The organism is Anaerosalibacter massiliensis, from assembly GCF_024623155.1.
Taxonomy (GTDB): domain Bacteria; phylum Bacillota; class Clostridia; order Tissierellales; family Sporanaerobacteraceae; genus Anaerosalibacter; species Anaerosalibacter massiliensis.
Map to the genome: position 1 here is coordinate 211,293 of NZ_JANJZL010000002.1, position 21,815 is coordinate 233,107.

Genomic DNA, 21,815 nt, shown 5'->3' on the forward strand with positions numbered 1-21,815 from the left:
CCTCCTTCCATTAATCTACTTTAATCCTTGGATCTACTAATGCATATCCTATATCAGCAAGTAAATTTCCAAGTAGGGTAAGCAATGCAAAGAACATATTGAGTGCCATCATCATATTATAATCTCTTGCAGTAATAGATTCCATCATTACATTTCCAATGCCAGGCCATACAAATACAGTTTCTAATATAACTGCTCCTGAGAAAAGGGATGGAATAGTAAAACCTATAATAGTAACTATTGGAATCAATGCATTTCTAAAAGCATGTCTATATATAACTACCTTTTCTCTTAATCCTTTAGATCTTGCTGTTCTAATATAATCTTGATTTATAACTTCAAGCATACTAGTTCTTGTGTATCTTACTAAACTAGCCATACTACCGATAGTCAACACTATAGCTGGCAAAAACATATGATGTAAAATATCTTTAGCCCTAGCAAAACCTACTGCATTTTTCCCTGGAGTTATCATACCATTTATAGGAAACCAATTTAATTTAACCGCAAAAAAGTATATTAATAACAGTCCAAAAAAGAAACTAGGCATAGATATTCCTATAATAGAAAAAATAGTCCAAAAATTATCTGTTTTAGAATATTGCTTTACAGCACAGATAACCCCTATAGGAATTGAAATCAAAAAAGCTATTATATAAACTACTACATTTAAAAGAAAAGTATTCCATATAAATCCTGGTACAACATCCTTAACAGGTTGTCTATAAGTAATAGATTCTCCAAAATCTCCTCTTATTGATTTACTAAGCCATCTCCAGTATTGTACTGGGACTGGGTCATTAAGTCCTAATTTTTCTCGTTCAGCATTTCTTTGTTCTACTGTAGATTTTGGATCAAGCCTAGTACTTAATGGATCCCCAGGTGCCATTTTGATAATTCCAAATATTAGTATAGATATAATTAGTAACACCGGTATCAAGTTTAGTATTCTTCTTATTATATACTTAAACATGATTTCCCTCCTTTAATGTTTTAAAGCTATTCTTTATACAATATAAACCCGGTAACTCCTTAACCGGGTTTATATTGTTTTAAATTGGATTATTTATTTAGATTTTTTAAAATTTCACCCTATAAATTATTGTAATTCTACATTCAATATTATATCTCTATATACAAAATCTTGGAATGGAGAAGTTTCGAAATTCTTAACACGTTTATTAACTACATCCCAACGATATGATTGAGTTAAGAACATATATGGAAGTTCCTCATTCATAAGTTGACCCCATTCTTTATATATTTCAGCACGTTTATCTTGATCAAATTCTTGTCTTCCTTTTTCTAATAACTCATCATTCTTGTCATTTTTAAACCCTACAGAATTATATCCACCTGGTTGATCTTGACTGCTATGGAAAATCTCATATGAATCTGGGTTCACAGACAAACTCCATGCCATATTAAATAAATCAAAATCTCTCTCTTTATTTACTTTTTCAGTCAATGCAGGGAATTCCATTATATCTGCTTCTACTTTTACTCCTATTTTTTTCCAATCTTCTTTTAACATTGGAATCATAGTCTCTACATATTTACTATCTGTATGAGTTGACCATACAAAATCTAATTTTTTTCCATCTTTTTCTCTTATTCCATCTTTTCCAACTTTCCAACCAGCTTCATCTAGAAGTTTGCTAGCCTTGTCTGGATCATATTTATATTCATTTATATCATCTGTATATGCCCAAGACACTTTAGCTAAAGGTACATTAGATGTTTGTGCATATCCCTGATAATATACTTCTACAAATTTATCACGGTTAAATCCATAAGTTAATGCTTGTCGAACTTTTTTATCTGCAAGTCTTGGATCTCTTAAATTAAAGCCCATATATCCATAACCATTATCATCATATTCAACTATATCAATAAAATCCATACCATCTATTATTTCTTTATTTTCACCTTTTGATGCAACTGCAAGTTGTATATCAGTTGTTCCTTTTTCAAGTTCAGAAAATTGAGTCTCTGGATTAGTAAATTTAAGTATTAATTTTTCAAATTTTGCTGCTCCTAGAAAATAATCTTTGTTAGTATTAAACTCTACATATTGTTTAGGTTCATATTTTTCTAAAATAAATGGTCCTGAACCTACTGGTTTATTCATCTTAGCCTTTATTGCTTCTATATCTCCCTTTTCAAATTCATAAACATGCTTTGGCATAATTCCAAAACTAAAATTCCAAATATTAGTTGATAATGGTTTTGTAAATTTAAAAGATATAGTATGGTCGTCTTTAACCTCAATACCTGATACTTTTTTAGCATCTCCTTCATTGTATTCTTTATATCCTTCAAGGTCTGCTACATAAGAAGCTCTAGGTCCATCATATTTTGGATCACATATAAATGTATAAGTAAACTCTACGTCTTCAGCAGTTAGTGGCTTTCCATCTGAGAATTTAATATCATCTCTTAAATTAAATGTATAAGTAAGATGATCATCTGATATTTCCCAATCCTTTGCTGCATGTGGAACTGGGTTTCCCTCTTTATCATTGCTTATAAGACCATCAAAAACTAAATCTACTACATAACCATCATATGTTTCTGCACTATAACCTGGCAAAAATTCTCCTTTAGTTTCATGAGTACCAATAACTAATGTGTTATCAGCGTTTTCTCTTCCTTTTGCTGGATTATTTGCATCTCCAGCCTTTTCTTCTGCCTTCTTATCTCCACCACTTGCTGGTTTTGGTTCTTCGCTCTTACCACAGCCTGTCATTACTAATGTAAGAACAAGAACTAGAGAAAGAATTAAACTTAACTTTCTTTTCATTAAAATAATCCCCCTTTTTTTTGTTATTATACTTTATTATAACTTATTAATTTAATGCATTATACCATCTACTATTAATTGATGTCAATGGATAACTAAGGTATAACACATTATAAACGAAGTTAAGCAAAATTGCAAAAAATTTAATTATGCATTTATTTTTATAGTTATACAATGTCGTTGATGCCTAAAGCATTATATCCACAAACATATGCTACAAAATTCATATATAAGTAGTATTCTATATAAACTAAAATAAACCTCTATCTATAATTATCTAGTTATGTCGAATTATTTAACTTTTTTAGTATCTATCTAGTATAAACTATTCTCTATAAATTATAAATAGTATAAAAATTTTGTTCTAAGATTTTTGATTGATGAAAATTTTTTGATTGATGAAAATACTAGAACAAAATATTAGAGTGGATTCAATCTATTCTTAATTTTAAAACTATTTATATATATGAATACTTTATATTTAAACTGTATATAATTTAAATATAATTTATTTCTGTTTATGTAAAAAAAGTCTTGTATATTTATGTACAAATATATTGATATATCTGAAATATTAATTTTTTGTAAGGTTTTATTAATTGAAATTTAATAACGATTTGACATTTAATTTACTTATTAATCAATTTATTTAAACTATTTATACTCTTAAATTACATAAGTTTGAAATGATGTTGAGGTGATACAATGGAAAAAATAGAAAATGATTTAAAAAATTTGTGCTTAGACCTACTTAATATCCTTCAAATATTAGAAAAGTCTAATAAAATTACAAAAGAAGAATATGATAAATATTCAAAATCTAAAGTTGCATTTCTAGAAGAAATAGACAAACTCTCTAGCTAGAGAGTTTGTCTGTCTTTCTAATATATTTCCTTTATAATACCTCCACCTACTACTATTTCTCCATTATAAAATACTACTGATTGGCCCTTTGTAATAGCCCTCTGTGGTATCTCAAACTCTACTATTACCCCATCCTTATATGGATTTATAATTGCATTTGTCTCCTTCATGCTATACCTTACTTTAGCTGTTACCTCTAAGTTTTTAGGAATATGGTCATAGGTAATTATGTTTATATCCTCTGCATAGAGCTTAGATTTAAATATTTTTTCTTCATCTCCAAGTACTATTAAATTTTTTTCTGGAATTATTCTTTGAACAAATACTTTTTTACCTAGAGCAACTCCTAATCCTTTTCTTTGTCCTACAGTGTAGTAAACTATTCCTTTATGTTTGCCTAATATATTTCCACTTTCATCTATAAAATATCCGGGCCTTACTTTGTTTGGTTCCCTTTTCTTTATAAATCTTCCATGATCATCATCTGGAATAAAACATATTTCTTCACTATCAGGTTTATTATGTATATCCAATTCTATCTTTTCTGCTATTTCTCTCACTTTGTCTTTTGTAATATTATAAAGAGGCATAAGAGTATGTTCTAATTGATATTGAGTCATATTATATAAAAAATAAGTTTGATCTTTTCTTATATCTGCCGCTCTTTTTAATAGATATCTATCTATACTTTTATCTTTCTCTATATTAGCATAATGACCCGTAGCTACATAATTTGCTCCTAGACCTTTAGCTTTCCTTAAGAATTCATCAAACTTTATATATTTGTTACATGCTATACATGGATTTGGAGTTCTTCCTTGTAAATATTCATCGACAAAATAATTTATAACTTTCCTTTCAAATATATCTTTAAAATTCATGACATAGAAAGGAATATCTAACTTTTTCGCTACCTTTCTAGCATCATTTACTGATGAAATAGAACAGCAGTCACCTTCTTTCTCATTAAACTCTTCATCTCTTGAAATCATGGTCATAGTTACACCTATTACATCATATCCTGCTTCCTTTAAAATATAAGCTGCTACAGAGCTATCTACTCCTCCACTCATTCCTAGAACTACTTTTCTATTCAAAAATTTCACCAACCTTACTACTATATATATTTATCTTCTATTTAATTTACAACTATCTTCAATGTTCTAACATTATAACATATATTATAGTCTAATTTTACTATTCATAAAATCAAACTATAATTCTAAATAAAAACTTATAAAATATATCTATTTAAAATAAATATTCAATTCACCTTTATAAAAATATTTAATAATTCCAATTTTTTCGTTTTTCATATTATGTCATACATATTAAAATTTTTTCATAATAATAAATTAAATTATGTATTAAACAATGCAATTATGTAAAATTAATATACTTATTAAAAATATTTGAAAAAAAATGAATATTGAGATTATTTTTATCTTTTGATAAAATTTACCCAGATAATATTAAATAAATCTAACTTATTTTATCTTAACTTATTGAATCATTATAAAGATAAATTGCAAAGGAGGTGTAAACATGAATAAGACTAACTTTTTCAATTATAAAGCCTCAAAAATAACACCTAAAGCTAAATATTGTGGTCCTACAGTTATAACTATATGTCCTGATCTTGTACTATCTGCAGCACGTCCAAAAAAATAGGATGAGATTTTATAGTAAAACATAAATTTTCATTTATACAATATCAATTGTCTCTTTCTTAAAAAATGGTAAAGCAGAGATTAATCTTTGCTTTACCTAATTTATCTTTTTATTTATTCATAAATTAAATATAGGACGGAGGAAATAATATGTATCCTGCTGTTATAGAAAACAGTATCTTACATTATTTTGATGACTACTCAATTTTACTTACTAATGAAGATAATTACATACTAAATGATGTTGAAACTTATATAATAGAAAAATTTAATGGAAATAAGTCTATTGATGAAATTGTAAGAGAAATTAGTAAAGATTTAGATACTCGTAATTATTCAAAAATAAAAGCTATAGTTATGGATTTTATAAATAATAAAAATGATTTCTTATTTTTAAATAAAAACTCTGATTACAAAAATTTAAAAACGTCTGGAATGAAAAATGCAAAAATACCTATAAATATTATCATTAGCCTTACAAATAAATGTAATTTGAAATGTATTCACTGCTTTAAAAATTGCTCAAACAAAAACAAAAATTCTATTCCATATGAAACACTCATTGATGCTCTGAAATTTTTAAAAGATAAATCTATATCAATTCAACTCACTGGCGGTGAACCTATGCTACATGACAATTTTTTTAATATTTTAAGCTATTGCATTGATAACTTTAGAACTACAATTACTACTACTGGAACTTTAATAAATTCTAATAATGTTAAAAACTTCAAATATATAGATAACGTTCAACTTTCACTATACTCACATGATAAAAACATTCATGATTCCATTACTAGAACTCCAGGTTCCTTCAAAAAAACAATATTAACTATAAAAGAACTTTCCAATATGGAAATACCTTCAACAATAGCAACTATAGTTACAAAATCAAATATTAATCATATAGAAGATATAATTAATACTGCATATAAATCTGGTGCTAATTCAATAAGATTTGGAACTTTAATTCCATATGGAAGGGGAACTTCTTTATCTTCATGGATATTATCTGAAGAAGAAATCAAGAATGTTGAATTACAACTTGAAGAGCTATATAAAAAATATAAGAATAAAATAAATGTACAAACTTGGCATGAATATAATACTAACCTAAAAATCAACTCTAAATATAAAGCTTTAGGATGCGGTGGTGGACTTCTAAGTTGGTGTATAAGTGAAATGGGTATTATTAAGCCATGTGAATTTTTAGATGATAATGTATATCCTATAGGGAATATTAAAGAAACAGAAGTTAAAAATTTAGTATGGGAATATGATTTCAAGAAAATGCCTAAAAATTTAATTAAGTTTGAAAAAAAATTAAATAAAGAAAATACTAGTGTTAAAAATATTTGTAAAGAAATAAAACAATATTATTTACAGTATTGTTCTAATAGTTAATGTTTAGGTTGTGAACATATGAAAAAATATCTTATAAAATCAAAAAAACTATTCATAATTAATGTACTTTTTGTAATAATTGATTCATCTTTATATACTTTCATTGCCTTTCTTATAAAAGATTTAATTGATACAAGTATTAATAAAAATACGGAAAGATTTACTAATATAGCATTAATATCAATCTTTTTCATTATAATATTGCTCATATCAAGCTACTTAAGAGAAATTTTTTTTGCTAAGTATATACAATATAATATGACAGTTCTCAGATATGATATTTTTTCAAAAATCATAAATAGGAATAAGGAAAATTTTCATGGTAAAAATACATCTCATTATATATCACTAATCAACAATGACCTTGAACTTATTCAAAGAGGCTATTTTCTAAACTTTCTAAATATAATACAGGCTATTCTTTCATTTTTTATAGCAACTTTGGGGTTATTAAAATTAAATACCATTATAGCTGTATTTATTTTAATAATAAGTACAATTCCAATTATAGTTCCTTATATTTTCAACAATAAATTGTCAACACTAAAGAAAAGTTTTTCTGATTCGTTGAGCTCCCTCATGAAAATCACAAAAGATTTTTTATTAGGTTTTGAAACTATAAAAAGCTTTAATTTACAAAATACAATTTTATGCAAATATAACAAACATAACAGTAATATGGAGCAATCAAGATATAATTTCTTTTCTTTAAATGCAATGGTAAATTTAATAATTAATTTATTTTCATATTTATCTTACTTTATAGTTTTAGGCATAGGTACATATCTAGTAATTAAAGATAAAACAACTGTTGGCACATTTGTGGCAACAATTCAACTAATGGAATTTATAAGTGGACCTATAACAAATATCTCTTATATAATTGCTGACTTCAAATCAATGCTCCTAATAGGCAATAAAATTATTAAAGTAGTGGATGAAAATACTTTAGAGGATCTAGGTTTAAAAAAGAATTCCTTTGTTAATTCAATCGAATTTAAAAATATTTCATTTTCCTATAATCAACAAAATCTCGCTTTAAAAAACATATCTTTCAAAATAGTTAAAGGTCAAAAAGTCGCTATTGTTGGAAAAAGTGGTTGTGGAAAATCTACTTTAATTAATTTACTATTAAAATATTACGATAACTATACGGGAGATATTTTTATTGATAATATAAATATTAAAAACATTAATTCAGAAAGCATTCACAATTTAATCTCAGTAATACATCAAGATGTATTTATGTTTGATACAAGCTTTAAAAATAATTTAACTCTTTTTAAAAATTATAGTGAACAGGATATTAATAAAGTTATAAATATATGTAAATTATATGGTTTAGTTAATAATTTACAAAATGGTATCAATTCTAATATAGGTGAAAATGGTTACGCTATTTCCGGAGGTGAAAAACAAAGAATTTCTATAGCTAGAGCTCTTATTAGAAAGTCTCCCATACTAATTCTAGATGAAGCTACTAATTCATTGGATAACAAAACTTCTTATCTTATTGAAAACTCTTTGTTAAACATATCAGATCTAACATTAATATCAATAACACATAAGTTTTCAAAACAATTACTTGAAAAATATGATCTAATTATTGTTCTTAAAGATAGTAACATAGTAGAAATAGGACCTTTTAATAAATTAATGAATAATAAAAACTATTTTTATGAATTATATTCATTAACTGAATCCAAAAAACCTGCTAATATTAATACATCCTAATATAATAAAATATTTTATTATATTAGGATGTATATTTTTCAGTTATTACTTTTGATTCAATCATAGTAATATAAGTTAAATTATAAAGTATTTTATAACTAGCTAAATTATCCTCTTTCAATTATAAACTAAATACTACAACTAAAAGCATTTTAAACTTTTCTTTTGCATATAGTGCATGGGGAATATCTTTTGGCATGACAATTGTTTCTCCTTCTTCTAACTCAAACTTTTCTCCTCCTATAGTTATCTCTGCGTTTCCATCTAAAATATAAACTAATGCATCTCCTGGAGCTGTGTGAGAGCTAATTTCTTCCCCACTATCAAAAGCAAATAGTGTCATACTTAATGGATCGCCCTGTGCAAGTGTTCTACTAACTACAGTTCCTTCTTGATAATCTACTAATGATTTCATATTGTGTACAGTCTTAAACTCTATATTTTTTATAAGATTTTCACTCATATTTAAAACCTCCATTCTTTTCAATAAGTACTTGTATGTTTTATTTTACCATCAATTCCAATATAAATACGTAACAAATGTTACGATAAAATAATATATATGGGTATTTTTCTATTCTATAAAAGGACAGCTAAATTTAGCTATCCTTTTATAGTTGTACATTATTTTCTTTCAAAGGCTAAGATATAATATTTATTTCCTAAGTCTTCCTCAAATTTCTTAATTTCATTTAATTCTTCATTACTTACATTTGCTAGTGGTGTATCTTTTTTCACTCCATTTAATGTTCTATTATCCATAGAGATTCCTCCTAGTTTTAAATTATATTTAGCCTTATTTTATTTTTCTATAATTTATAAAAATTATTCCTAATACCAGTATATATTTTCTTCCACTATTGCTTTAGGTCCTAGTTCTACATCTTTTAGCACCCATTTTTTAAATTCTTGAAATCCTGTTCTATCTACTATATATCCTACATGTTCTTTTCCACCTGGTGCATCTTTATCTATATACTTATCCACATATCTATAAGTATTTAATATAATTTTTATAATACTTTCTTCATCTACCCAAGTAATAAATTCTCTTGCAAGTCTTGGATTTTTCTTTCCTGTTCTTCCCATTATAACAAGTTTATAATATTTTTCTTCACTTCTTGTCCAAGCAGACATAGGACATTTCAATACACATTCTCCACAACCTATACATTTATCTTCATTTCTTACTACCTTATTGTTTTCAATAGACAATGCTCCAACTATCCTATCTCTACAATTATCTACACAAGCTTCACAGGCTATGCATCTATAAGGATCATATTGAGGTTCTGTCATACCTATGATGCCAAAATCATGCATTCTAGACTTAATACAATCATTTGGACAACCTGTAAGAGCTATCTTTACATGATAATCATTTGGGAATATTGCATCTTCAATTCTCTTTGCAAAATCTGTAGTATTATAATTTCCAAAGGGGCATACATTATTTCCCACACAAGCAGCTACATTTCTTGTCCCAGAAGCTGGATATCCTGTGTTAGGATCTACTTGGTTTATATTTAATCCCTCTATAACTGGTTGAATCTCTTTATTTACATCATCTATATATTCCATTGATATGCCAGGTATTTCAAACCCTTGTCTAGTAGTTATATGGAGAGTGCCATTTCCATATTTTTCAGCAATATTCTTTAAAATCAATAAATGTTTTGCTTCTATGTGCCCTCCAGGTACTCTAACTCTAATAGCAGTTTTACCTCTTTCTTTTGTAACTCTAAAAGCATTCTTTTTAAGTTTTTTTGTATTTATATCCACTATAACCCACCTCCTAGTCTATAAGTTTCATTGCTTTTGTATAATTAAAAACTGGACCATCTAAACAAACATAAGTATCATTTATTTTACAATGTCCGCATTTACCTATTCCACAACACATTTTTCTTTCATATGAAACCCAAATATTTTCTTCTTTTATACCTCTATTTAATAACTCCTGCAATGTAAACTTCAACATCATTGGAGGACCAACTACTATTACATTTGCCTCTTCTATATTTTCTATCTTTATATTCTTTATATATTCTGTTATAAGTCCTACATTTCCAGTATAGCCTTCCTCACCATTATCTACAGTTAAAATAGTTTTTATTTCATCTTTCCATTTCTTAAAATCATCTCTAAATAGGATATCACTTGGAGATTTAAATCCGCAAACTACTGTAATATCCTTTACTTCATCTTTATTGTCTACAAAATAATCCACTACTGCTTTCACAGGTGCAAGACCAGTACCACCAGCAGCTACTATTAGTTCCTTTTCCTTGAATAAATCTACATCAAATCCATTTCCATAAGGCCCTCTCATAAAAAGATTTTGCCCAGGGAAAAATGTATGAATTACATCTGTAACCTTACCTACTTTTCTAATAGTTAAATCTACATAATTTTCTCCTATTTCACTTACAGATATAGGAGCTTCTCCATATTTGGGAATTGATACTTCAAAAAATTGTCCTGGTTTTACATCACCTTCAAATTGCATCCTAAAAGTATAATCAATATCTGTATGAGGTTTTATATCTAAAATCTTTGACCTAAAAGGTAGGTAAACATTATTATTCATTTACTTTCCCTCCTTTACTTCTTCATTTAACTTATTTACACAATTGGAAAATGATATATATTCTGGACATGCATCATCACATCTACCACATCCTACACACATTTGATAGCCAAATCTTTTATTAAAATCATATATCTTATGCATTACTTTAAATCTCATTCTATCCCCTTGATCACTTCTGAAATCAAATCCTCCAGCTACTTCTGAATAACCATCTATTTGACAAGACGCCCACACTCTTCTTCTCTCTCCAGTTCTTTCATTATCTTTATAAAAAATATCTTGCATAGAGAAACAAGAACAAGTTCCACATACTGTATTGCATCTACCACAGCCTATACATCTAGAAGTATATTCTTTCCACATAAGCGATTTAAATATATCTATATCTAAACTTTCTGGTATATTTACTTCTACCTTATTTTCTTTTACAAAGTTTGGAAACACTTTGGTTTCTACTCCAGTATCAAAATAAGATGAGAATTCTTTATCTTTTATATCAACAAACACTCTATCTCCTTCACTTTTTACAAATAGTGAATAATCATCAGTCTCATTAGTTCCCATACTTACACAGAAACAGTTCTCAAAGCTTTTTTCACATTCCATAAGTATAAATTTTATTTTCTCTCTTCGTCTTTTGTAATAAGGATCTTCTACTCCATTTTCTAAATATATTTCATCTAATCTTTTTACTGCATGTATATCACAACTTCTTAAAAATACTAAAGTTTTCTTATGGTCAATTTCTGGCTCTATAACCTTGTCTTCTGTAAAATAAAATAATGTTTGAGTGATAGGAAGTAGTACTTCTTTAGGAGAATAATAAGACTTTTTGCCAAACTCTATTTCTTCTATACTAGATATTTCATCATACCTAACTAAATCTGTATCTGAAAATCTGCCTTTGCCTTTAAATAATTTAGGAGCATATATTTTATACTCTTTTTTAAGTTCATCTAATATATTGTTAAATTCTTTATTACTTAAAGATATTCCCATAATCCTTTGCCTCCTTCATCTTGTTTTTACTATTAGCTATTCGCCAATAGGTCCATCCTATAAAAATTGTACCTCCAATAAAGTTTCCTAATGTTACAGGTATAAGATTTTGAAAAAGTCCTGCTATAGAAATTTTTCCATTGTGTGGCAACATCATTGCGGTAGTTATTAAAGTCATATTTGCTATACTATGTTCAAATCCTATAGTTATGAATGCAAATAAACACCAAAATATCATTATAAGCTTTGCTGTTTCATCTTTTAATTTGAAAAAACACCAAACTGCTAAACATACAAGCATATTACAAAGTATTCCTCTAATGAATAATGGTCCAAATCCTGCACCTATCTTACCTTCGGAGCCACTTATTATAAAATCTGCTACATCCCCTGTTCCAAGTCCTGATTGAACATACAGTATTGAAAGGAGTATACTTCCTAAAAAATTTCCTATATAACTATATATCCAAACTCCTACACTGTCTTTCCAAGAAACTTTTTTATTTAATGAGCCTATCATCATTATTAAATTGTTTCCTGTAAAAAGTTCCGAGCCTACAACTAATACAAGACTAAGGGCTATTCCAAAAGATACTCCCATTATAATTTTCCCTCCAGGAGTACCAGTTGACTGCAATAATCCTCCAATAGTAAAAATAAGAAGTATTCCAAAACCTACATAAATGCCCGCTAACATAGAAGCTAATAAATAACTAAATTTACTTTCATGTAATAGCGTTTTCTTCTTCTCTGCTACTGAAACTAAGTTATTAATATCTTCACTAAACATTCACTGCTCCTCCTTTACTCTTTGTATATAAAATAACATGATAAAAGAAAAATGACTGTGATAAAAATCACAGTCATTGTGAAATAATTATTTTTTATTCTTTTTATATACCTCTGAAGTAAATAGATAGTTCCTTTCTACTCTTTACCACAATTTTTCCATCTTTATATTTAACAAGACCTACTTTTTTCAAATCACTCATACATCTTGAAACTGTCTCTCTTGTACTTCCTAACATATCTGCTAAATAAGTAATACTTAAATCTAAATCTATTAAAATTCCATCATTTATTTTAATGCCATAATCTTTGCTTAATTTCCACAACTTTGCTGCTAATTTTTTATCTAATCTTATAGGTACTGTGTTTTTAAGCTGTCTATAATGTCTCCTAACTTTTTTACCCATAGAATTAATTATCTTTTGTGTCAAATCAAAATTATTTTCCATTACATACAGCAATATTTCCTTTTCAAATCCTATAACAACGCTATCTTCAAAAGCCTCACAATTTATTGATGCTGGTACATTATCAAAAGTAATTTCATTTATTATTTCACCTGAATCTAATATATAAATAACTCGTTTTTGCCCTATTTCTGAAAGCCTAAAAAGAGTCATTTTTCCTTCTAATATTATATACATATTTTTTAGTTCATCTCTTTCTAAAAATAGAGACTCTCCTTTTTCCAATTTCAACCTAAAAGAAGATTGAACTAAATATTCAATATATTCATTATCTAAGTCATTAAATATATCTAATTTAAAAATACTTTCTTTTATGGACTCACCCACTAGAACACCTCTTTTTTAGAAGAAAATAAAATGAAAAGAGCTAAAAATAAGCTCTAGTAAATCCTTATAATTTTACACAACATTAAAATTATCTTCATCTATTATTAAATCTGACGTTTCTGAAATAATAGATTCTATTTCATTCTCACCTAAATCTAAAATATCTATTGCAAATTGAGAAAAATTATAACTCATACCATCTGCACCTATTCCAATACCCATCATCATAGTAATAGCATCTGCTATATGAACTATAGATACTAGTTCTGGATTCTCTGTAGCTCTCTCTGGAGTATGATGATATTTTATGGCCTCTACTAAGTCCTCAGGAAAGTTCCATTTCTGTGCTACTTTCCCCCCAACTTCAGCATGGTCAAATCCAAGAATTGTTCTTTCTGCATCTAAAAATGAAGGATTTTTCCCCTCTACCATTTCCACTATCTTAGAATATTCATCTTTTACATAATGATTTAATATAGTTTTTCCAATATCCCTTAATAAACCTGCAATATAAGCTTTTTCAGGATTTCCAATGCCTTTCTTCTTACCAATATATCTTGAAATAATACCACAAGTTTGAGATTGCTTCCACAAATCGTTTTTTCCAAGAGCATATCCTTCCAACTCTCCTATAAGATATTTACTTACTGTAGAAGCCAGAGCTATACTTTTAATAGACTGAAATCCTAATAGTATAGTAGCCCTTGATACAGTGCTTATCTTTCTTGGGTAGCCATAGTGAGTGGTGTTAGCTAGTTTGAGCACTTTTGAAGTTAAGCTTTGATCTTTTAATATTTCATTTTCTAAATCTTGAACAGTAGAATCTGGATCTTCAACTATCTCTATTATTCTATTTATTCTATTTGGCAAAACTGGCATTTCATCAACTTTTTCCACAATTCTATTTAAAGTTAATTTAGACATATACAACTCTCCATTAATTTTATAGTATACTAAAATTGTACTATTATTTTCTTGACTTTGAAATAGAGACAAGGTCTCATTATCTCTTCTATCTAATGTTATCGTCAAAACTGAAGAATAGTTGAATTATATATGATTTATTCGTATCTTTTTTTCTTTTCTAAATTCAATACTGCAATTCCTAAAACTACTAAGATTAGTCCAATAATTAAATTAACAGTAAAATGTTCACTTTCAATAAAAATTGCTGAGAAAGAAGCTCCAAATATCGGAATAAACAATCTATATATACTAACTTCTCCTGGTTTATTATATTTTAAAATCATATACCATAGAAAAAAGGCTGTAGCTGAAAGGAAAGCTGAATAAAGTAATAATGAGAAACTGATTCTATCAAAGGTAAGTTTAGCACCTTTCATTCCAAGTTTTCCTACAATTAGTAGTGGTAAAGAACCAAAAAACATTTGTCCTCCTGTTAAAAACGTTGGCTCTATTCCCTGAGAAATATCTTTTACATATATAGTAGCAATAGTACTTACTAATGCAGAAAATAACAAAAATCCTTCCCCTATTAACTTAAAACTTAAATCAAAATCTTTTCCTATATTTACTATTAGTATTCCTCCAAATCCTAAGATAAGACTTAAAATTTTTTGCATATTTAATTTATCATCACTATAAATAAAGTGGGCAAATATAACAGTAAAAAATGTGCTACTTGCTTGAATTATAGCACTTTTTATACCAGTAGTATTTGCTACCCCTATATAAAAAAAGAAGTATTGTAAAGTTGTCTGTAATACTCCTAAAATAATAAAAGGTTTAATATACCCCTTCTCAATATTTATATCCATCCTAAATATCAATTTAGCTGCTAAAAATACTAATATAGAAGCTATAAAAAATCTTAATCCTGCAAAGTATATTTTTGAGTATATATCTGGTCCTTCGATTGCAAGTTTTTCATAGCTAACCTTTAAAACTGGGAAAGCACTTCCCCAAAGTGTCATAGCTATAAGAGAAATTATAAGTATATTTATCTTCTTAGTAAAAAATCTTTCCATAAATATCTCCTTTCCTATGTCTACTCTTTCTTGTCACTATATGGATGATACCCATTTTATCATGTTTTAAAGCTAAAATGAGATCTTCAAACATTTGAAAATCCCATTTTAATATTAATCACATATAATATTTTACTCTATTCTCCCATCTCTTCTAATTCTTCAATAGTTACATAAGGATTTTTATATCTTCCTTTATTCTTAGTTTTTTCTCCTATTTGAATTGCCTCATTTGGACAAAGTTGGATACAAGCCATACATTGTTGACAATTACCACTCCAACTAGGCTTTCCATCAATTAAATTAATATTACCTACAGGACATATTCTTTCACATATTTTACAGCTAATACAATTTTCATTTACCTCAAAGTTTTTATCACTATGACCAACTTTTTTTATAAAATTTCTATAAAAAGGTTTCATTATAAATCCATAAAAACTAAAACTTCTTCTTACATCTTTTCTTTTAGAAACTGCCTTTGACATTTCTAAAATATCTCTATTTGCATCTCTGATTATTTCTTTAGTCTCTTCACCTGACTTCATTTGAAACACCTTAACATAATTATCAGGCATAGTTATGTAAAAACTTCCATTTAATCTATTGCCTTTCTTCTTAAATATCTTGTCTATCTGTGCCATCGCCTGTCCGCTAGATGCTCCTCTTGTACAGATAGCAAAAGTATAAGAATCCCTTTTAATATTAACTTTTTTTATAAATTTGAGTACTATCTCGGGAAGTCCTCCATAGTAAAGAGGAAATGCAACCCCCACATTGTCATAAGAACAATTAACTTCTTCTTTTTCTGCAAGTTTTGTAATAGGTATAAGTTCTGCTCCACCTATATTTCTAGCTAACTTTTTTGCTACAAAATAAGAATTTCCTGTCCCTGTAAAATAATAGATACAAGTTTTCACCTTAAATACCTCCATTTTTACTCTATTATATTTAGACTATATTTTTCATAGCCTTTCTTATGACTTCCTCTGTACTTCCTTCCCCTATGTAAAGTATACATTAAGCTTAAAGTTTAACATGATATATGGATTAATCTAGCTAACCCTCTATATAATGCTATATCTTAATACATTAAGATTCCAATTTTTACTTAATGTTCTTCTTTAACTTTAAACCATTTTATTCAAAAAAGCAAAAATAAAAAAGTATAGAATAATTAAAAATTATAATAAATATTATTTCTTTAAATAAGTATACTAAAAATAATATATTAAAAATAAAAATCAGCTGTGAAAAATGTAACTATTTGTAGTATAATATTTTTGTTTTGTTTTAAATTAACAAAAATATAGGAGGCATAAAATGGACTTAAATATTATCTTTCAAGACAAAAATATATTAGTAGTAGAAAAACCACCAAAAATTCCTTGTCAAAGTGACAAAACAAATGATATTGATCTTATAAACATATTGGGACAGCCAAAACTTAGACTTGTTCATAGACTAGACCGTCCTGTAGGTGGAATAATGGTATATGCAAAAAATAAAAAAGCTAATTCTAATCTTTCTAAACAAGTGTCAGAACATAAACTATGTAAAGAATATCTTGTAGTAGCCTGTGGAAAACCTAAAAATACTAAAGAAGAATTAAGAGATTATCTTAAGAAACTTAAAACTGTAAATATGAGCAAAGTCGTTGAAAAGGATATAAAAGGAGCTAAAGAAGCTGTTCTTAAGTATGAACTATTAGAAACTGTGGAAACACTAGAAGATGGAACTCTTAGTTTACTTAAAATAACTTTAAAAACAGGTCGTCATCATCAAATAAGAGTTCAACTTTCAAATGCTAATTTACCTATATGGGGAGATAGAAAATATAATAAAGTATTTATGAAAAAGAAAAAATGGACCCAGATTGCTCTTTGGTCTTATAAAATAGGTTTTACTCATCCTACTAAGAATCAATTTTTAACTTTTACATCTCTACCTTATGATGAGTACCCTTGGAATATCTTTAATATAGTTGTTTGATAATTATATATTTGTGGTAAATATTATATATAAGATGATTTAAGTATGTAATTACTAAAATGGAGGCTTTGAAAATGAAAATCTATGATTTTAAAATGAAAGATATTAATGGAGAAGAAGTATCTTTAGATAAATATAAAGGAAAAGTAGTTCTAATTGTCAATACTGCAAGTAAATGTGGATTTACACCACAATACGAAAAACTTCAAGAATTATACGAGAAATATAATGATAAAGATTTTGAAATTCTTGGGTTCCCTTGTAACCAATTTGCTGAACAAGAACCAGGAAATAGCGAAGATATTAAAAGCTTTTGCAATTTTAACTATGGAGTAACTTTCCCAATGTTTGAAAAAATTAATGTAAGAGGTAACGAAGCTCATCCTTTATATAAATACTTAACTAAAGAAGCACCATTTAAAGGCTATGACTTAAATAGTGAAAGTGGAAAATTTCTACATAATTTCCTAACAGAAAATTTTCCTGAATTTTTAGAAGGAGACTCAATTAAATGGAATTTCACTAAATTTTTAATTGATAAAAACGGAAATATTATAAAGAGATATGAATCTCCTATAGAACCATTAGATATTTCTAATGATATTGAAAAATTATTATAAAAATATTCTAAAGCCATGATTTATAAGATCATGGCTTTATACTTTATTCTATCATTATCATTCTTATTCCTCTAATTATTATATTATTATCTATACTAATATTTTCCTCATTTTTCTCATCATTATATTCTATATATTGTTCTATACCCCATTTTTTTAGTAGTTCTTCATCTCCTATCCAAACCTGTGTTTTTAAAGGTAGATATTTATATAATTCTTCTACATCTTCATTTATCATTCTTATACATCCATTAGAAACATAACCTCCAATAGAATAAGGGGATATATTTCCATGAATTCCATAGCCACTATGTTTTTCTGTAGAAAGCCCTAGCCATCTTTTTCCTAATGGATTATTAGGTGCTCCTCCTGGTATAGGTGTATACTTCCCCATTCCACCCCAGTATGGATTTTTAAATTTATTTATAATCTTACATTGATAATCAGGAGTAGGTGTTGAAGCCCTTCCTAATGCTACAGGGTACTTTTTATAAACTTCCCCCTTCCTATATACTGTTAATATTTTTTTTGATTTATTAATAACAATAAACCAAGTTCTACTTTTAATCTCTTCAGGTATCTTATCTATATTTTCCTTATTTTTTTCATCTAAAGCTTTCTTAACATCTTCTCCTAAAACACCATCAACTGTTAAATTGTTTTCAGCTTGAAATCTTAACAGTGTATTCCTTTGCTCTATGTTACCTCCTTTAAATCCTTTATCAATATATTCCTTTAAAATATCTTCATTGGTCTTTACCTTTTCTTTTGCATAGGATACATTTGTAAAAAATAATAATAATATAAATATTGATATTATTGTACTTTTCACTAAAATACTATTTTTCCTCATAGATATCCCCCTAGTTCATAAAATAATTCCAATTAAATCTATACTATTTTCATCTTATTCTTCTTATTTATGAGTAGTGAGATATTTTTATGCTTATTTTTAAATATTAAATAGAAATAACCTGCCAATTACTTTTCAGCAGGTTATTTCTATTTAATATTTATTCGTTACAATGTCCCTCGTGTTCATGTTCAGTACAAACACTTCCTGTTGATTTAAGTTCTCCCTTTATATATTTATCTACTACATCATTACAAGGCCCTTCTGCTCCTACTACTACTTCAATATTGTTTTCATTGAAAAGTTCTTGAGCACGAGCTCCCATACCTCCAGATACTACTACATTAACATCCTGTTCCCTTAAAAATTTAGGTAAAAATCCTGGTTTATGTCCTGGATTTGTTATAAGACTTTTATCCACTATTTTTTTATCATTAACCTCATAAATTGTAAATCCCTCACAAAATCCAAAATGACCACTCACTGCATTTCCTTCAGTTGCAACTGCTATTTTCATTTTCATTCCTCCTCAAACCTCCTCAAATATTAACTCTTTTATATTTAGCCACATTTTTTCAATAGCTTTTTTAGCTATACTTTCATCATAATAATTTATAGGCTTCAATTCATTTATAGATTTCATCACCATTTCATCATAGGGAATTTTGCCTACAAGTTCCAAACTTTTTTCTTCTATGTAATCTTCAATTTTTTTGCTCATCTCTTCATTTATATTATATTTATTTATACATACTAGCACTATAACTCCAAAATGCTCACACAATCCTACTACTCTTTTTAAATCCTCAAGACCTGATATAGTAGGCTCTGTCACTATCAAAGCTATATCACTATCGGTAACTGAAGCAATAACAGGGCAACCTATACCTGGTGAACCATCTATTATAGTCAATTTTTCATTTCTGGAAAACTTATTACTATTTTTTCTAAGATACGTTATAAGTTTTCCAGAAGCATCACTCCCTATTTCCATTTCTGCTCTAGATATAGTACTACTATCTATCTCAGTCATAAATACTTCAGCAGACTTTTCATCTCTTAACTCTATTGCATCTACTGGACATACTAAAGTACAAGCATTACAACCTTCACACACAAAAGGATCTACTATTAAATTAGTAATAGCATCAAAATTACATGCTTCTTCACATCTAGCACATTTAATGCATTTATCTTCATCAATATATGCTACCTTTCCTCCATAGAAATCTTCTTTTTTTATATCTTTGCCATCATAAAACAAATAAAAATTTGAAGCTTCTACATCACAATCTACTCTCACTACATCTTTTGCAAATTCTGAGAGTGTTGTAGCAATAGTAGTTTTTCCTGTTCCACCTTTTCCACTTAAAACTACTAACTCCATACTATCATCCTCTTTACTTCTTCTGCTAATTTGTCAAAAATATGTTTTTGTTCTAAATTATAATATATGTTTTCTCCATTGGAATAAATTCTTGCTATATCTTTACTATAAGGAATGGCACCTATTATTTTTATATTTTCTTCTTTGCAATATTTTCTTATTCTATTGTCTCTATTATTATCTTTATTTATAACTATTCCAAAAGGAATATTAAACATTCTTACAACCCCAATTGCCATTTTTAAATCATGCAGTCCAAATTCTGTAGGCTCTGTAACTAATATGGCACTATCTGCATATCTTAAGGAATTCACCACATTGCAAGATGTACCTGGTGGGCAATCAACAATATTTAAACCTTTAGGTAAATTATTTAGCAATGTTTTTATAATAGGTACAGCCGTTGGTTCTCCTACATTTAACAAGCCTCTCATACAATTAATTTCTTTTGATTGGCCTTTTTCAATTGCACCTATTTCTCGCTTTTTATAATTTAAGGCTTCATAATCACATGCAATTTTACAAGCACCACAACTATGGCATAATTTTTCAAATAAAATAATATTGTCTTTAACTTTAGCTAATGCATTAAATTGACATATATTCACACAATCTCCACAAGACATGCATTTATCTTCATCTATATCCGGACAATCTACCAAAACCTTCTGAACCTCATTTATATTAGGTTTTAAAAATAAGAAACCATTAGGCTCTTCTACATCACAATCTATATAGTTACCCTTTAAAGCCAATGAAAGATTTGTAGATACTGTAGTTTTTCCAGTTCCTCCTTTTCCACTAAGTACTGCAATATTCAATAGTTTTACCTCCTCTTTCTTTACATTCCATGATGAGCAGGTCCTGCTTCTTTTAATTTAGAAAGTTCTCCTTTTTTATATTTTTCTATTATAGATTTTATAGGTATATTCTCACCTTTTAGGGCTTCAATATTAGATTTCTCTACTATATTAAAAGCATTAGGTCCAAGTTTTCCAGTGATAATTATATCTACTCCTTCATCAATTAGCTGTTGAACTGCTGCTATACCAGCTCCACCTTCAGATTTTAATCCTTTATTTTCTATTACTTTAAAGCTATCCCTTTCCATATCATATATTAAAAAATAACTACATCTACCAAATCTTAGATCAAGGATACTTCCTAAATCTTTCCCTTTAGATGATAATCCAATTTTCATACTTATCATTCTCCTTTTGGTAATATCAAAATATAATTAGCATATGCCAATTACATCTTAGTACAATGTATATTTATTGTCAAATTTATTTTTAAAAAAGACTATCTTAAATGTTTTTAAAAAC

24 protein-coding genes are annotated in these 21,815 nt (G+C 27.6%); 6 read left to right on the plus strand and 18 right to left on the minus strand.

Going from position 1 to position 21,815, the window contains the following annotated elements:
* Positions 1-10: 10 nt before the first annotated feature.
* Entirely contained in the window at positions 11-973 is a 963-nt protein-coding gene (locus NSA23_RS04030) for an ABC transporter permease (RefSeq protein WP_257490230.1), read from the minus strand.
* A 126-nt stretch (positions 974-1,099) separates the two neighbouring features.
* Positions 1,100-2,803 carry a peptide-binding protein gene (locus NSA23_RS04035; RefSeq protein ID WP_257490231.1) on the minus strand — a complete coding sequence of 568 codons (1,704 nt, stop codon included), beginning with the start codon at positions 2,801-2,803 and terminating at the stop codon, positions 1,100-1,102.
* A 705-nt stretch (positions 2,804-3,508) separates the two neighbouring features.
* Between NSA23_RS04035 and NSA23_RS04040 the strand changes: the two genes are divergently transcribed.
* Positions 3,509-3,667 (plus strand): hypothetical protein, encoded by a 159-nt coding sequence (locus NSA23_RS04040; protein ID WP_187116642.1) that lies wholly within the window; start codon positions 3,509-3,511, stop codon positions 3,665-3,667.
* A 17-nt stretch (positions 3,668-3,684) separates the two neighbouring features.
* Here the strand turns inward: NSA23_RS04040 and mnmA are convergent, their stop codons facing one another.
* Positions 3,685-4,764 (minus strand): tRNA 2-thiouridine(34) synthase MnmA, encoded by a 1,080-nt coding sequence (gene mnmA, locus NSA23_RS04045; RefSeq protein ID WP_042679971.1) that lies wholly within the window; start codon positions 4,762-4,764, stop codon positions 3,685-3,687.
* A 448-nt stretch (positions 4,765-5,212) separates the two neighbouring features.
* Between mnmA and NSA23_RS04050 the strand changes: the two genes are divergently transcribed.
* From NSA23_RS04050 to NSA23_RS04060, 3 genes are all read left to right on the plus strand, one after another.
* Positions 5,213-5,338: a hypothetical protein gene (locus NSA23_RS04050; RefSeq protein ID WP_257490232.1), complete on the plus strand. Its 126-nt coding sequence runs from the start codon at positions 5,213-5,215 to the stop codon at positions 5,336-5,338.
* A gap of 149 nt (positions 5,339-5,487) precedes the next feature.
* On the plus strand, positions 5,488-6,741 hold the full coding sequence (locus NSA23_RS04055; RefSeq protein ID WP_257490233.1) for a radical SAM protein: 1,254 nt from the start codon (positions 5,488-5,490) through the stop codon (positions 6,739-6,741).
* A gap of 102 nt (positions 6,742-6,843) precedes the next feature.
* On the plus strand, positions 6,844-8,475 hold the full coding sequence (locus tag NSA23_RS04060) for an ABC transporter ATP-binding protein (protein ID WP_257490295.1): 1,632 nt from the start codon (positions 6,844-6,846) through the stop codon (positions 8,473-8,475).
* Between the two features lie 121 nt (positions 8,476-8,596).
* Here the strand turns inward: NSA23_RS04060 and NSA23_RS04065 are convergent, their stop codons facing one another.
* The 10 genes from NSA23_RS04065 to NSA23_RS04110 all read right to left on the minus strand — a co-directional run bounded on the left by NSA23_RS04065 (position 8,597) and on the right by NSA23_RS04110 (position 16,558).
* The gene (locus NSA23_RS04065; RefSeq protein WP_042679966.1) at positions 8,597-8,938 is read right to left on the minus strand and encodes a cupin domain-containing protein; all 342 of its coding nucleotides are present in this window, start codon (positions 8,936-8,938) and stop codon (positions 8,597-8,599) included.
* Positions 8,939-9,099: 161 nt separating this feature from the next.
* Positions 9,100-9,237, minus strand: coding sequence for a hypothetical protein (locus NSA23_RS04070; protein ID WP_187116641.1), 138 nt, complete (start codon positions 9,235-9,237; stop codon positions 9,100-9,102).
* A 69-nt stretch (positions 9,238-9,306) separates the two neighbouring features.
* Positions 9,307-10,257 (minus strand): sulfite reductase subunit C, encoded by a 951-nt coding sequence (gene asrC / locus NSA23_RS04075; RefSeq protein ID WP_257490234.1) that lies wholly within the window; start codon positions 10,255-10,257, stop codon positions 9,307-9,309.
* A 13-nt stretch (positions 10,258-10,270) separates the two neighbouring features.
* A complete protein-coding gene (asrB, locus tag NSA23_RS04080) occupies positions 10,271-11,065 on the minus strand; it encodes an anaerobic sulfite reductase subunit AsrB (protein ID WP_257490235.1) in 795 nt (264 codons plus the stop codon).
* Complete coding sequence (gene asrA, locus NSA23_RS04085; protein ID WP_257490236.1) at positions 11,066-12,067, minus strand: anaerobic sulfite reductase subunit AsrA; 1,002 nt, start codon at positions 12,065-12,067, stop codon at positions 11,066-11,068.
* Complete coding sequence (locus NSA23_RS04090; RefSeq protein WP_257490237.1) at positions 12,048-12,857, minus strand: formate/nitrite transporter family protein; 810 nt, start codon at positions 12,855-12,857, stop codon at positions 12,048-12,050. The genes asrA and NSA23_RS04090 overlap by 20 nt, the downstream gene beginning before the upstream one ends.
* 103 nt (positions 12,858-12,960) lie before the next feature.
* The gene (locus NSA23_RS04095; protein WP_257490238.1) at positions 12,961-13,650 is read right to left on the minus strand and encodes a Crp/Fnr family transcriptional regulator; all 690 of its coding nucleotides are present in this window, start codon (positions 13,648-13,650) and stop codon (positions 12,961-12,963) included.
* A 72-nt stretch (positions 13,651-13,722) separates the two neighbouring features.
* Positions 13,723-14,574, minus strand: a complete 852-nt coding sequence (locus tag NSA23_RS04100) for an HDOD domain-containing protein (protein ID WP_257490239.1) — start codon at positions 14,572-14,574, stop codon at positions 13,723-13,725.
* A gap of 137 nt (positions 14,575-14,711) precedes the next feature.
* A complete protein-coding gene (locus NSA23_RS04105; RefSeq protein ID WP_257490240.1) occupies positions 14,712-15,638 on the minus strand; it encodes a DMT family transporter in 927 nt (308 codons plus the stop codon).
* 137 nt (positions 15,639-15,775) lie between these two features.
* Positions 15,776-16,558: an EFR1 family ferrodoxin gene (locus NSA23_RS04110; RefSeq protein ID WP_257490241.1), complete on the minus strand. Its 783-nt coding sequence runs from the start codon at positions 16,556-16,558 to the stop codon at positions 15,776-15,778.
* A gap of 403 nt (positions 16,559-16,961) precedes the next feature.
* Here NSA23_RS04110 and NSA23_RS04115 point away from each other — a divergent pair, with 403 nt between their 5' ends.
* Complete coding sequence (locus tag NSA23_RS04115) at positions 16,962-17,630, plus strand: RluA family pseudouridine synthase (protein WP_042679950.1); 669 nt, start codon at positions 16,962-16,964, stop codon at positions 17,628-17,630.
* Positions 17,631-17,704: 74 nt separating this feature from the next.
* Positions 17,705-18,250, plus strand: coding sequence for a glutathione peroxidase (locus tag NSA23_RS04120; protein WP_042679948.1), 546 nt, complete (start codon positions 17,705-17,707; stop codon positions 18,248-18,250).
* 43 nt (positions 18,251-18,293) lie between these two features.
* Here NSA23_RS04120 and NSA23_RS04125 read toward each other — a convergent pair whose 3' ends face one another.
* The 5 genes from NSA23_RS04125 to NSA23_RS04145 form a co-directional block, all read right to left on the minus strand.
* The gene (locus NSA23_RS04125) at positions 18,294-19,103 is read right to left on the minus strand and encodes a L,D-transpeptidase family protein (RefSeq protein WP_257490242.1); all 810 of its coding nucleotides are present in this window, start codon (positions 19,101-19,103) and stop codon (positions 18,294-18,296) included.
* Between the two features lie 160 nt (positions 19,104-19,263).
* Positions 19,264-19,620, minus strand: a complete 357-nt coding sequence (locus NSA23_RS04130; protein WP_042679946.1) for a NifB/NifX family molybdenum-iron cluster-binding protein — start codon at positions 19,618-19,620, stop codon at positions 19,264-19,266.
* Between the two features lie 12 nt (positions 19,621-19,632).
* Positions 19,633-20,490, minus strand: coding sequence for an ATP-binding protein (locus NSA23_RS04135; protein ID WP_257490243.1), 858 nt, complete (start codon positions 20,488-20,490; stop codon positions 19,633-19,635).
* Positions 20,481-21,311 (minus strand): ATP-binding protein, encoded by an 831-nt coding sequence (locus NSA23_RS04140; RefSeq protein ID WP_257490244.1) that lies wholly within the window; start codon positions 21,309-21,311, stop codon positions 20,481-20,483. Before NSA23_RS04140 ends, NSA23_RS04135 begins: the two co-directional genes overlap by 10 nt.
* A 20-nt stretch (positions 21,312-21,331) precedes the next feature.
* A complete protein-coding gene (locus NSA23_RS04145; protein ID WP_042679940.1) occupies positions 21,332-21,691 on the minus strand; it encodes a NifB/NifX family molybdenum-iron cluster-binding protein in 360 nt (119 codons plus the stop codon).
* Between the last annotated feature and the right edge of the window lie 124 nt (positions 21,692-21,815).